Annotated in this window: 12 protein-coding genes, 1 tRNA gene and 1 riboswitch; of the genes, 12 read left to right on the top strand and 1 reads right to left on the bottom strand. The window is 33.8% G+C overall.

What is annotated here, in order from left to right; translation table 11 throughout:
* Positions 1 to 124: 124 nt before the first annotated feature.
* The 5 genes from remB to AC0KSB_RS08950 all read left to right on the top strand — a co-directional run bounded on the left by remB (position 125) and on the right by AC0KSB_RS08950 (position 4,593).
* Entirely contained in the window at positions 125 to 394 is a 270-nt protein-coding gene (gene remB, locus AC0KSB_RS08970) for an extracellular matrix regulator RemB (RefSeq protein ID WP_472308423.1), read from the top strand.
* A gap of 28 nt (positions 395 to 422) precedes the next feature.
* Entirely contained in the window at positions 423 to 2,489 is a 2,067-nt protein-coding gene (gene gyrB, locus AC0KSB_RS08965; RefSeq protein WP_472308421.1) for a DNA topoisomerase (ATP-hydrolyzing) subunit B, read from the top strand.
* A gap of 261 nt (positions 2,490 to 2,750) precedes the next feature.
* Positions 2,751 to 3,521 carry a ParA family protein gene (locus AC0KSB_RS08960; RefSeq protein ID WP_472308419.1) on the top strand — a complete coding sequence of 257 codons (771 nt, stop codon included), beginning with the start codon at positions 2,751 to 2,753 and terminating at the stop codon, positions 3,519 to 3,521.
* A 19-nt stretch (positions 3,522 to 3,540) separates the two neighbouring features.
* A complete protein-coding gene (locus tag AC0KSB_RS08955; protein ID WP_472308417.1) occupies positions 3,541 to 4,413 on the top strand; it encodes a ParB/RepB/Spo0J family partition protein in 873 nt (290 codons plus the stop codon).
* An 88-nt stretch (positions 4,414 to 4,501) separates the two neighbouring features.
* Positions 4,502 to 4,593, top strand: a tRNA-Ser gene (locus AC0KSB_RS08950).
* Positions 4,594 to 4,808: 215 nt separating this feature from the next.
* On the opposite strand, the gene AC0KSB_RS08945 is transcribed toward AC0KSB_RS08950, so the two are convergent.
* On the bottom strand, positions 4,809 to 6,440 hold the full coding sequence (locus AC0KSB_RS08945) for a CotH kinase family protein (RefSeq protein ID WP_472308415.1): 1,632 nt from the start codon (positions 6,438 to 6,440) through the stop codon (positions 4,809 to 4,811).
* A gap of 260 nt (positions 6,441 to 6,700) precedes the next feature.
* Positions 6,701 to 6,894: riboswitch (cobalamin riboswitch) on the top strand.
* Positions 6,895 to 7,005: 111 nt separating this feature from the next.
* On the opposite strand from AC0KSB_RS08945, the gene AC0KSB_RS08940 reads away from it, so the two are divergent.
* The 7 genes from AC0KSB_RS08940 to cobM all read left to right on the top strand — a co-directional run bounded on the left by AC0KSB_RS08940 (position 7,006) and on the right by cobM (position 13,675).
* Positions 7,006 to 7,680: an energy-coupling factor ABC transporter permease gene (locus AC0KSB_RS08940; RefSeq protein ID WP_472308767.1), complete on the top strand. Its 675-nt coding sequence runs from the start codon at positions 7,006 to 7,008 to the stop codon at positions 7,678 to 7,680.
* A gap of 25 nt (positions 7,681 to 7,705) precedes the next feature.
* Positions 7,706 to 8,008: an energy-coupling factor ABC transporter substrate-binding protein gene (locus AC0KSB_RS08935; protein ID WP_472308413.1), complete on the top strand. Its 303-nt coding sequence runs from the start codon at positions 7,706 to 7,708 to the stop codon at positions 8,006 to 8,008.
* Positions 7,998 to 8,702, top strand: a complete 705-nt coding sequence (locus tag AC0KSB_RS08930) for an energy-coupling factor transporter transmembrane component T family protein (RefSeq protein ID WP_472308411.1) — start codon at positions 7,998 to 8,000, stop codon at positions 8,700 to 8,702. Before AC0KSB_RS08935 ends, AC0KSB_RS08930 begins: the two co-directional genes overlap by 11 nt.
* A gap of 2 nt (positions 8,703 to 8,704) precedes the next feature.
* The gene (gene cbiD, locus AC0KSB_RS08925; protein ID WP_472308409.1) at positions 8,705 to 10,783 is read left to right on the top strand and encodes a cobalt-precorrin-5B (C(1))-methyltransferase CbiD; all 2,079 of its coding nucleotides are present in this window, start codon (positions 8,705 to 8,707) and stop codon (positions 10,781 to 10,783) included.
* Positions 10,776 to 12,101 (top strand): precorrin-6y C5,15-methyltransferase (decarboxylating) subunit CbiE, encoded by a 1,326-nt coding sequence (gene cbiE, locus AC0KSB_RS08920; RefSeq protein ID WP_472308407.1) that lies wholly within the window; start codon positions 10,776 to 10,778, stop codon positions 12,099 to 12,101. Before cbiD ends, cbiE begins: the two co-directional genes overlap by 8 nt.
* Before the next feature lie 31 nt (positions 12,102 to 12,132).
* A complete protein-coding gene (gene cobI, locus AC0KSB_RS08915) occupies positions 12,133 to 12,861 on the top strand; it encodes a precorrin-2 C(20)-methyltransferase (protein WP_472308405.1) in 729 nt (242 codons plus the stop codon).
* 61 nt (positions 12,862 to 12,922) lie between these two features.
* Positions 12,923 to 13,675, top strand: coding sequence for a precorrin-4 C(11)-methyltransferase (cobM, locus tag AC0KSB_RS08910; RefSeq protein WP_472308403.1), 753 nt, complete (start codon positions 12,923 to 12,925; stop codon positions 13,673 to 13,675).
* Position 13,676: the final 1 nt, after the last annotated feature.

The following is a 13,676-nucleotide window of genomic DNA, read 5'->3' as shown; positions in this document are numbered from 1 at the left end:
AGGTCTATCTGCCCGTTTTTCTAATATAAAAGGTTGTTATAGATCATATATATAAAAAGATAATAAACTAAAAAATATAATTGTTCAGCAAATATTTTATCTTTTTTAGAAAGGATATTAATTGATGTTTTTACATGTAGGCGGAGAATATAGTATCTCTGATCATTCAATTGTAGGAATATTCGATTTTGACGCTACTACTCAGGCAGGTTCGGATACGATCAATTTTTTAAAGACAGCTGAAAAGTTTGAGATAGTTGATAATGTATCTCCTGATATTCCTAGGTCTTTTGTAGTGACCTCGGATAAAGTATATTTGTCTCCAATATCTGCTCAGACTCTAAGACAAAGATTGGAATCTATAAATGAATATTATTTTGATGATAAATTATAAAGAACGGTAATAAAGAGGTGTAACTTACATGACAATTGATGACAATTTAAAAGAATTAGTGAAAAGAGCTGAAGAAGATGCTGTGTCTAGCGAAGATACAGTTGTTAATATTGCTGAAAATCCTCATTCGCTGATTGATGATGATTTTAAGGAAGAAATAAATTCTGATAGCTTGAATGACAAGTTTGATACTACAAATTCTTCTCAATATAGCGAAAATGATATACAAGTTCTTGAAGGTCTTGAAGCAGTTCGTAAGCGTCCTGGAATGTATATAGGTGATACAGGGCAAAGAGGTTTGCATCATTTAATATATGAAATAGTGGCAAACTCAGTTGATGAAGCTCTTGCAGGAAGATGCGATACAATTGATGTAACAGTAAATCCAGATAATTCAATAACTGTTATAGACAATGGAAGTGGTATTCCAATAGGTTTACATCCAAAGGTAGGTATACCAACAGTAGAAGTAGTACATACTATATTGCATGCTGGTGGTAAATTTGGAGGCGGAGCTTACAGTGTTTCTGGGGGTCTTCATGGTGTAGGGGCTTCAGTAGTAAATGCTTTATCTGAATGGATGGAAGTTACAGTTTATAGAAACGAAAAAACATATCAATTATATTTTGAGAGAGGAGCAACAATTAAACCTCTTACAGAAATAGGTGATTCAGATATAACTGGTACAAAAACAGTATTTAAACCTGATCCGGAAATATTTGAAGATGTGACAATTGATTTTAATTTAATGCTTTCTCGTTATAGGGAAATGGCTTTTCTTAATAAAGAAGTAACAATTAATCTTTGTGATGCCAGACAAGAGCCGGCAATTGTAAAGAATCTTCATTATGAGGGAGGAATTATTTCTTTTGTTGAATATTTAAATAAACACAGAGAAGTTTTGCATAAACCACCTATTTATATAGCAAATCAGATTAACGATAGTTATGTAGAAGTAGCAATCCAATATAATGATTCATATGCAGAAAATGTATATTCTTATGCTAATAATATAGCGACAATAGAAGGTGGAACGCATATGACCGGGTTTAGATCTGCTTTGACAAAGGTCATTAATGATTATGCCCGTAAATATAATATGCTAAAACAAAATGATAAAAATCTGCAAGGTGAGGATGTCAGAGAAGGAGTAGGGGCTATAATAAGTGTAAAACTTCCTAATCCTCAGTTTGAAGGGCAAACTAAAACTAAATTAGGTAATTCAGAAATAAGAACATTAGTAGAAAGTGTTATGAATGATAGATTATCTTCTTTCCTTGAAGAAAATCCATCTGTAGCAAGAACAATAATAGATAAATGTCTTTCTGCTTCAAGAGCAAGAGATGCAGCTAGAAAAGCTAGAGAAATGACTAGAAGAAAAAGTGTTCTTGATTCTAACACTTTGCCCGGTAAATTAGCTGATTGTCAGGAAAAAGATCCAACATTTTGCGAATTATTTATTGTTGAGGGAGATTCTGCGGGAGGATCAGCTAAAGGAGGACGTGAGCGAAAATATCAGGCTATTTTACCATTATGGGGTAAAATGCTTAATGTAGAAAAAGCAAGAATGGATAAAGTTTATGATAATGAAAAATTGCTACCTATAGTAATGGCTCTAGGAGCAGGCATAGGCTCAGATTTTGATCTTGAAAAATTGAGATATCATAAGATAATTCTTATGGCTGATGCTGATGTTGATGGATCACATATAAGAACTTTACTTCTTACTTTCTTTTTCCGTCATATGAAACCATTGGTGGAAGCTGGACATATATATGTAGCATGTCCGCCTCTATATCGAGTTTATGAAGGACAAACAAGTTATTATGCTTATACAGACGAAGAAGTTGAAAAAATAAAGCAGGAAACCGGTTGGAAAGATCCTAAACTTCAGAGATATAAAGGTCTTGGAGAGATGAGTTCAGATCAACTTTGGGAAACAACAATGAATCCTCAGACTAGGAAAATGTTAAAAGTAAAATTAACTGATGCTCAAACTGCTGATGAAACATTTACACTGTTAATGGGAGATAAAGTTGAACCTAGAAAAGAATTTATTCAAATTAATGCCAAATATGCTAATACAGATGTTTAGCAGGTAATTATTCTTTTATAAGCAGTATTTTTAGAAAAAAAACAGTAATAAAAGATCATTCTTGCAAAAAGAATGATCTTTTATGTTTCACGTGAAACATTTAATTATCAATTTGTAAATATAGAAAAAAAGGTTTATAAAAATATTAGTTTAAATGATTTTCTGAAATTATTATTTGTAAAAATAAAAATTATTCTCAATGCAGTTAGTTTATATATATGGTAAAATAGTAAGCACGCTGAAAAAGGAGAAACCCAAAATATGGCAAATGTTTTAGCTTTAGTTAATCAAAAAGGTGGAGTTGGTAAAACAACCACCTGTGTAAATCTTGCTGCTTTTCTTGCAAAAAAAGGAAAAAAAGTTTTATTGATAGATATTGATCCTCAAGGAAATGCTACTTCTGGATTAGGTTTTGATAAAAATGAAATAGAAATGACAGTTTATGATGTTTTGATTAATGATGTTAGTCTGGAAGATGTTTATATTGAAACAGGGAGAAAAAATTTAACTTTATGTCCTGCTAATATACAGCTGGCAGGAGCAGAAATTGAATTAGTATCTGTTGTTTCACGTGAAACAAAATTAAAAAAAGCTGTAGATAAGATTAAAAACAAATTTGACTATGTTTTGATGGATTGTCCTCCTTCTTTAGGTTTATTAACCTTAAATGCACTTACTGCTGCAGAAGGTGTTCTTGTACCTATACAGGGCGAATATTATGCTTTGGAAGGGGTTACTCAATTAATGGAAACAATAACTCTTGTAAAGAAAAACTTAAATACTTCATTAATGGTTTTTGGAGTTATTGTTACTATGTTTGATTCACGAACACAGTTGGCACATCAAGTTGCTAATGAGGTAAAAAAATATTTTGGTTCAAAAGTATTTCGTACAATTATTCCAAGAAATGTAAGATTAAGTGAAGCACCAAGTTTTGGACAGTCAATTTTGGAGTACGATATGAAATCAAAGGGTGCGGAATGTTATGATCAATTAGCAAGAGAAGTAATAAAAAGATCAGCAAATAAATAAAAAGGGGAGAAACTCAAAAATGGCAGCAAGTAAAAGTAAAGGACTTGGTAAAGGACTGGGAGCACTTCTTCAAACTATAGATATGCCAGATGATAAAATTCGTGATGCAATCATGGAATTAAAAATAAATGATATTAATCCTAATGCTGATCAGCCTAGGAAACGTTTTGATCAGGAGAAATTAGAAGAATTATCTGCATCAATTAAAGAAAATGGAATAATACAGCCAATAATAGTGTGTCGCAATACAGATAGTTCAGGATATCAAATAGTAGCAGGTGAAAGAAGATGGAGAGCCGCCCGTTTGGCAGGTTTGACCATCATACCTGCTATAGTAAGAGATCTTACTGATTTACAGATTTTAGAACATGCATTAATAGAAAATATACAAAGACAAGATTTAAATCCAATAGAGGAAGCAGATGCTCTCGATAAATTAATTAAAGAGCATAATATAACACAAGAAAAATTAGCAACAGTTGTGGGAAAAAGTCGGCCGGCAATTGCAAATACATTACGATTATTAAATCTGCCAGATACTATTAAGAAATATGTTATGAATGAAGATTTATCTGCCGGGCATGCTAGAGCTTTATTGACTATTCAAGATAAAGATATACAAATACAAACGGCAGAAAAAATTATAGAGAAAGATCTGAGTGTTAGAGAAACAGAAAGAATTGTAAAAAATATTGGAGAAGAAACAAAAAAGCAAAAAAAGAAAAAAGAATTATCAGAAGCATATTTGCTAAGTATACAAAATGTAGAGAATAAATTAACTAAGCAATTAGGAACAAAGGTTAAATTAAAAGACAGACAAGGAAAAGGAAGTATAGTAATAGATTATTATTCTAATGAAGATCTTGAAAGAATACTGGAAATATTAGGATGATTTAATTATAGAATATTAATAATAACAAATTATAATTATTTGACAAAAGTTATAGGATATATTAAAATATTTCAGCACGGCATTTCATGGAGAGATGGTCGAGTTGGTTGATGGCACCGGTCTTGAAAACCGGCGAAGGTTCATAGCCTTCCGAGAGTTCGAATCTCTCTCTCTCCGCCACAATTTATCCGAAAAGACGGATGTAAATCAAAAAAGCGCTCTAAAGGGCGCTTTTTTTGCGCCCTTTAGAAAGTAAAAAAGTATAAATTAAAAGATATTAAAGATGTTTTATTGAATGTGGTTAAAGAGATAATATAATACTTTACAAGTATTTCTGATATTTAAGGTAGACATTATAGTCTATTTTGATCATATGCTAATTAGCAGAATGTTTTTTATCTCATGTCTCTGCGATTACGGTTTTCTTCCTGACCTCTCCCTACAGACATACTTCCCATATCCTGAAGATTTATTTCTTCCGCATCGATTAACTCTGAAGTGTTTTCCTGTTGACTTTCTGAATCAGAAGGAATAGTTCCATTTAATTGACCACGAATACTTTCAGATCTTAGTAAACAGAAGCTTTTTAATGTTTCTACAGCTATATCAAATTGTTCAACAGTATAAAAAGCAGTTGGATCTGTTTCTACATATGGTCGAATCAAGTTATATAAAGTATTAATTTCTTCTAAAAAACGGTTGTTTTCAAAATAATTTGTTAAAAGATCATCAAAATAGGTATGATAAATTTCTAAATAAGTATTGTTAATAGCAAGCATACTCCACATAGGACGTTCATCCTCTAATGAATTGCTTAATAAAGGGGAATCAATAGGCCAGTTAACAGCTTCTGTGGAATTACTGCTGTTGAATCCGCCGAAAGCTAGATTGTAATCCCAAGGAAGCATGGTTAGTACACCATTTTCTTCGTATAAATAGTAATTATGAAGCATATTTCCAGTATAACTATCATAGTTAATAACAAAATTATGAGCTACAAAATATCGCAGGATAGCTTCTACATCTAAAACTTCTTCTAAATTTTCACCAGTGGAAAGTTGTTTTAAGGAGGCAATAACACGTTGATTGTCTTCCTCATCAGAATTAGTTTTTGAATTATCAAATATATCGCTATAACTTGTAATTTCGTCATCTGTATAGACTAAGCTAGAGCCATTGGAGTTGCCGCTGAAACCGCCTCCCTCCATACCGTTTCTGTCTGGTATATTAAAATCACCATCTTCGGGAAACATGAATTTATCTTCACCAATTATACCTTGTTTGTTGTCATCTGGCATTTGTCTGTCAGTGTCATCTGGCATTTGCCTGTCAGCACCATCTGGTATCTGCATTTCGCCACTGGAAGGAAAATTTTTATCCATATCGCCAGCAACGCCCATATTTTCAAATTGACTGCTTTCAGGTTTATACAGATTGCCGCTGTCTTCTCCATAATTACGTGTCAGAAAGGAATCACCAATTTCTTCTATTGCGATATAAAGACCATAGTATTCATTATTAATGGATAATGCCACAAAACTTACAAGAGGCGATGCTACACCACTTTCAGCCATAATGCGGTAGCTAAGATAATCTTTTAAGTAGGTGGCATCACTGTATAAATTATTTAAATGAAGTGTATCCAGACCGTCATATGTCTGTCCATCTATAAATTTATCAAATTTAATTTTAAAGCTATAGCGTTCAGAATTTGTATTTGCAACTTGAGAGAGAGAGGTGTTTCCTTTTGTTGCAAAAGATACTTCATTAACTTCTGTGCCGTCAAGAGTAACCGTTGTTGAATATTTTGTTTTCTCAGTAGGGTTTTCTAACAAATCTATCCAGTCATCTTCTGAAATTTCAACATTGATTTCGTGAACGAAACTGGTATCAAAGAGAGTTTCTGCATACTCTATTGATAGTAAGTTATTATTATCTTGGTTTTGTGAATCATTGATAGTAGTATTGCAGCCAATCAAATTTACTACCAGTAAAATAATAAATATAAAAGAGAATGTTTTTTTCATCAAAGAGGCCTCCTGATTAAACTTTTTGGTCTGTTAAAGTAACATTAGTATAGAAATTACATTTTGATTATCTTTGACGAAAGTGATAGCTATATGATACTTATGTGAAATTTACCAAATAAAATAAACAAACAAAATAATTAACAACAAAATTTTTCTAAAGAAAACAAATTATTGTATTTATAAAATGATTAAAGGTGATATAATCACGTTGTAAAAAGTAAATAAGAATTGTCAGTGTTGATTATTTGGCTTGTAGTAATAATTTTTTGATTATAAAAAAGATTAGGACATTCTGAATAATCAATGAAAAGGGAAGCAGGTTAGAATCCTGCACGGTCCCGCCGCTGTGATTCCTGGGATTTTTCTTTTATGCCACTGGTTTTTACTGGGAAGGTAAGAGAAATCTGCTATCAGGATAAGTCAGAAGACCTGCTGATAATAAGAAAGTCATTTTTTGCGGCGAACAAAAAATGATTACCATGTTTGTCATGGGCATTGCTGTAAAAACGGGCGGCAGAAAAGCAAAGGAGGCTTTACTGTGAACCTGTTTTTTATTTCTGCAATGCACATCATGGAAGGTTTTTTATCTCCATTCTGGTCTCTCTTATGGACTGCTGTAGCTATACCGTTTATAGTATGGGGATTATACAGCATTTCAAGCAAAATCAGGCATAATCCCAAATTACTAATGCTGCTTGCTCTCACCGGTGCATATACTTTTGTTCTCTCTGCTCTTAAAATTCCATCTGTAACCGGAAGTTGCTCTCATCCAACCGGCACAGGACTTACTGCCGTACTTTTTGGTCCAGCAGCTGCTGCGGTAGTAGGTCTTGTTGTTTTACTATTTCAAGCAATTTTACTTGCACATGGTGGATTAACAACTTTAGGTGCTAATACTTTCTCTATGGCAATAGCAGGACCTTTTGTTGCCTATGCCTTATTTCGTTTAATTGCCAAAAACGCTAATGGGAAAAAACTTTTAGTAGCGGTCTTTGTAGCTGCATCAGCTGGGGATCTCATAACCTATGTAGTAACTTCAGCACAACTTGCTTTAGCTTATCCATCGGCAGAGGGCGGTTTTTTGGCTTCATTTGCCCGCTTTGGTTCGGTATTTGCATTTACACAGATACCAATAGCAATAATTGAAGGAATACTTACAGTAATTATTTTTAATTATATTTACCAATATAACAAAGAAGAACTTAAAGACCTCAAGGTAATAAGTCTTAAAGTATGAGCTCCATGAAAGGCGAGGTTACAAAATGAAAAAATCTACTTTATTTATTTTAATAGGAATAATAATTCTAATAACTGTTTTACCTCTTATTATATCTGGTATAACTGGAAATGGTGCTGAATTTGAGGGAGCAGACGGTCAGGCCGAAGATGTAATAGCAGAGATTGCTCCAAACTATGAACCATGGTTCGAAAGTCTTTATGAACCGGCAAGTGGTGAAATAGAAAGCTTATTATTTGCATTACAGGCTGCAATCGGAGCTGCTCTCATAGGTTATTATCTTGGTAGTCGTGGCAGATTAAAAACCGCAAAAGCAAATGCTGATTGATCAACTGGCATGGGGAAGTCTTTGGAGAGATAAATCAGTAGGGAAAAAAATACTGATAACGTTAATTATTATTTTTCTTGCTTTTATAATAAAAAATATTTATTTGTATTTAGTGTTATTTCTTATGCAAAATATGATTTTATTTTTTGCTCTTAAAATAACAGGTAAAAATATTATTAAGCTCTGGAGATTTCCTTTTGTTTTTATATTGATGGGAGTTGTTCCTCTTTTGGTTGAAGGTAGCAGCAAGGAGGCCTTGTTTTCTTTTCAAATAACCCTGATAAATGTTCCTGTAATTAAAAATATTATCGGAAGAGCCATATGTGCTTATGGGGGAATAATGTTTCTTGCTATTACCACTCCTTTTAGTGATTTACTTGATCAGCTAACAAGATGGAAATTCCCTAAATTGTTATTATCTTTAATTGCTATAATTTACAATCAGATATTTATAGTACTTACATCTTTTGCAAAAATTATTTCTTCATCTGATTTACGATTAGGGTATTCAAGCATAGTTAAAACTATAAAAACACTGGGTATGGTAATGGGAAGTGTTTTAAGTTGTTCAATGAAAAAAGCACAGACAATGAGTCAGTCCCTGGAGTGCCGTTTTTATGATTCAGATAAAAATAATACTTGGCCACTTGAGAAAATAAATTTAAAAGAGTGGACAGAAAAGGAGAGTATATGAAAATGGAAATACAATTCACAGATGTTTCATATACTTATCCTGACAAAACAAAAGCCATTAATAAAATGAATTGCAAAATATGTAAAGGCGAAAAAATTGTTATCTTAGGAGCAAATGGAGCAGGTAAATCTACTTTTTTTATGCTTTTAACAGGATTAATACGACCAGATCAAGGTAAGCTTACACTTGATAGCAAGGAGTATCCTAAATCCAGAAAAGGATTACGGGAAATAAGGAAAAAAATAGGTCTGGTTTTTCAGAATCCTGAAGATCAGCTTTTTGCTATGACTGTTGAACAGGAAGTTGCGTTCGGGGCTATAAATTTAGGTTTACCCATGGAAGAAGTAAAAAATAGGACTGTTCAGGCTCTTGAGGATGTAAATGCGGTTGATCTTGCAGACAGGCCATTGCACAATCTAAGTTTTGGTCAGAAAAAAAGAATAAGTATTGCAGATTTGCTGGTAATGGATGTTGATATTCTTCTGCTTGATGAACCGACTGCATGGCTTGATCCAGAAAATGCCGCCGATCTGACGACTTTATTAAATACATTAAACAGTAAAGGTTGTACTATGATTTGCAGTACTCATGATGTTAATTGGGCTTATAGCTGGGCCGATCGTCTTTTGCTCATGAAAAATGGAGAAATTATTTATGACGGAGATATAGCTGCAGGATTAAATCAAAAATCTTTATTAGAGAATTCCGGATTGAATAGTCCCGTTTTGGTGGAAATTTCCGAAAAACTTAAAAAAAGAAACTTGATTGCTGATAATGCTTATCCTAGACATATAAGTCAGCTGGAATGGGAGTTAGACCGCATAAATAACAGCATTTTTGGCAAATTTTCAGATAATACAGATAATAATCAGAAAAATATCTTAAGAATGGGCTATACCACGGGTAGCTGTGCAGCGGCAGCTGCAGGAGCGGCTGTAAAAATGCTTTTAACAAACAGGATTATTAATTTTTTTAGTTTGGAATTACCATCAAAAGAAGAGCTTACTATACAAATTAACAAACCCCAAATAGAAAAAGCAAAAAAAGTGAAATGTTTTGTTGTAAAAGATGCCGGAGATGATCCTGATATAACAAATGGCATAAAAATATATGCAGAGGTTAGATTTGATAGCTTAATTAGTAAAAATGAGAAAACAAAAATTATAGTAGAAACTATTGATATAGAAAAAGCAGAGGAAAATGTTCAGGTAAAAATAATAATTGAAAGCAGTACAGGAATAGGAATCGTTACACGCAAAGGTCTGCCGGTAGAAGTAGGATTGCCGGCAATAAATCCACAACCGCTAAAACAGATTATGACAGCTATAAAAACTGCGATAGAACAATCCCTAAAATCCGATTCAGCCGCTTATGATCTGCTGAATAAAAATAAGAAACAAATAGTAATAGATATAAGTATTCCTGACGGTAAAGAAATAAGCCGCCGCACATATAATTCCAGATTAGGAATAGTCGATGGTCTTTCTATACTAGGAACAACAGGTCTGGTAAGGCCAATGTCTGAAGAGAGCTGGAAAGAAGCTTTGTATGCCGAATTAAAAGTGGTAAAGGCAAGTGGTAAAAAAAGAGTAATTTTCGCTTTTGGCCAATATGGATTAGCTTATCTGAAAAAAACAGATCTATATGATGAGCAAAGCGTTGTTATAATAAGCAATTTTGTTGGATATATGCTGGAAAAAGCAGCAGAAACAGGTTTTGAACAAGTAATACTGCTAGGGCATATAGGCAAAATGATAAAGGTGAGTGCCGGTGTTTTCCATACCCATAGTAGTGTAGCAGATGGTCGTTTGGAAACACTGACGGCTTTATCTGCTTTGGCAGGAGCTGGTAAAGATGTTTTAAGGCAAATATATAATTCTGCTACGACGGATGCGGTTGTAAAAATTCTCCAGGAAAATAATTTATTCGAAGTTTTTTCGATGGCTGCAGATCAGGCAGCAAAAAAATCAGAAATGCATGTTTATAACAGTTTGAAAGTTACTGCCATGTTTTTTGACGGTAAAGGAAATTTACTGGCAAAAAGTGCAAATGAAAATGAAGGAGGTTTTTCAAATGAATAAAAAAGGAAAATTTTTATGTGATAAAGAAAATCTCCATAAAAATACAATACACATGATAGGTATGGGACCGGGAAATCCTGATCTTGTGATGCCATTAGCGGTTAATACGATTCGATCATGCGAAATTATTTTTGGATCTCAGAGATTATTGGAAATGATAAAAAAAATGGATCCTTCATTACATATTAATAAGAAACTAATTGAAATAGATCATGATCTGGAAAAATTATCAGTTGAAATAATTAAGGACGTAAGAAAAGCAAAAATCGCAATTCTTGTTACGGGTGATAGTGGGTATTATAGTCTTGCTGCTTATCTTAGAACTAAATTTAATCAGCAGAAAGAAGAACTGGAAATTAGAACTATACCCGGAATTAGTTCACTTCAATATCTTGCAGCTTCAGCGGGCTTGTCATGGCAGAATATTAAATCAATCAGTCTTCATGGTAGAAATCCCGAAAACTGGTGGCTGCAGATCAAAGAAAACAAATATAGTGCTATTCTTTCAGGAAATGACCCGGATATGCAGGAAATACTAATCGAGCTTAGTAAAGTCGGCTTTGGAGATTGGACTGGCATAATAGGGCAACGTTTAAGCTATTCTGATGAAAAAATAGTGAAGGCTAAAGTAAAAACACTTATATCACAAAAATATGATTCCTTGAGCATAATGATTTTGGTCAGACCGGAACAAGAAATAAGTAATAATGGAAGAGAAGTATGGACATGGTTAACACCAGGCATAGATGACAGTTGTTTTGTTCGAGGAGATGTTCCTATGACAAAGCAAGATATACGTGCAGCTGTAATATGTCATTTGCAACTATCTGCAGATGACATTGTATGGGATATAGGAGCAGGCACAGGTTCTGTTTCAATAGAAGCTGCCAGAATATGTTCTCAAGGCAAGGTTTTTTCCATAGAAAAAAATGCTATAGGTTGTAATCTGATAAAAGAAAACAGTCATGTTTTTGGATTGAATAATATAGAAATTGTTCATGGAAATGCACCGCAGGCATTAACAGATATTCCTGATCCAGACCGAATTTTTATCGGTGGGAGCGGTGCCAATACCGGCGAAATAATAGAATATATAATTGAAACAATTCAATCTCGCATAAAGACAGATAAAAAGACACGACTTGTGATGACAGCAGTTACACTTGAAACTATTCCTAATACTCTTGAGATTTTACACAAAAAAAATATAGCAGAAATCGAAATAAAACAAATACAAATTAATTCAACACGCCCGGCAGGAAGTAAAACTATGGTCAGCGCTCAGACCCCGGTCTGGATTTTGGCAGCAGATTTGTAAGAGAAAAAGTAAGTTAACAGGAGTTAAGCAGATGGATCAAAAAAGTAAATTATATGGTATAGGCGTAGGCCCGGGAGACCCTGATCTCATTACGGTAAAAGCTTTGAACATCATCAGGGAAGTAGGCATACTGGCAATTCCATGTAGTGAAAAAGGGCGCGAAAGTATGGCTTTAAATATTGTTTCTTCTCATTTTTCTAATAGCCAAATGGCAGAAAAAGAATTATTAGAATTAGTTTTTCCGATGACGAATAATAGCAGCAAGTTAAAGGAAAAGTATGAACAAGCTGCTAAACAGGTAACGGAATATTTGAGAGAAGGAAAATCGGTAGCCTTCATTACCATAGGTGACCCGGGACTTTACAGTACTTTTCAGTATTTAGCTAAAGAAGTTAAAGAATATGGTAGCAATATTGAAATAATTCCTGGAATACCCGCTTTCTGCGCAGCTGCTGCCAGCTCAGGAATAAGTTTAACTGAAAAAGGCCAAAAGTTGACAATGATGGGAACTCCTGAATCAGTTGAAGAGATCTCTGGTTGGATAGAAAAAACTGATACTTTAATTTTAATGAAAGCCGGACAGAAAGTAGATACGATACAAAAAGCTTTGGCAGAAAGCAGGGGAAAAACAAAATATACAGCAACTGTAATTGACCGCTGTGGTTTACCGGAAGAAAAAATTCAAACTATAGAAGATGCAGCTAAAGCAAATAAGGAACACAGTTATTTTACGACAGTGATTATAAAAAGAGAAAAATGAAAATTTCTGAGCATAAAGAAGAGTAAAGATAATAAAAACAAGTCTAAAAAGGGAGATTAGGATGGTTTATTTTATTGGAGCAGGCCCGGGAGACCCCGAATTATTGACTATAAAAGGCAAAAAAATAATAGATAGCGTGGATATCATCATATATGCAGGCTCACTGGTAAATCCGGCTGTTTTGTCCGATGCAAAAGAATCCTGTCAAATATATGACAGTGCCGGTATGAGTCTTGATGAAGTATTAACCGTAATAAGAAAAGGATATAGACAAGGGAAAACGATAGCTAGAGTGCATACCGGTGATCCTGCAATTTATGGCGCTATTCGTGAACAAATAGATGCATTAAAAGCAGATAAAATACCGTTTGTAATTGTTCCGGGAGTAAGTTCTTTTAGTGCCGCCGCAGCAGCACTGGAAATAGAATATACATTACCTCAGGTAAGTCAAAGTTTGATTTTGACTCGGGCAGAAGGCAGAACGGCTGTCCCTGAAAAAGAAAAAATTCGTGCTTTTGCTGCACATCAGTCAACAATGGTTATTTTTCTCTCCGTACATATGATCGAAAGTTTAATTCAGGAATTAATTAATGGTGGTTATTCTCCAGAAACTCCAGTGGCCGTTGTTTATAAGGCATCCTGGCCCGACCAGAAAATTGTCCGAGGTATAGTCAAGGATATCGCAGTAAAAGTACAAGAAGCCGATATAAACCGCACTGCTCTTATCATCATAGGCAGAATTTTAGGAGATGATTATGAACTGTCAAAATTGTATGATAGTAGTTTTACACATGGATATCGCAAAGGGAAATAAG

This window comes from Ercella succinigenes, from assembly GCF_900002895.1.
Note: the sequence above shows the minus strand (reverse complement) of the source record. Positions and strands in the feature narration are given on the sequence as shown.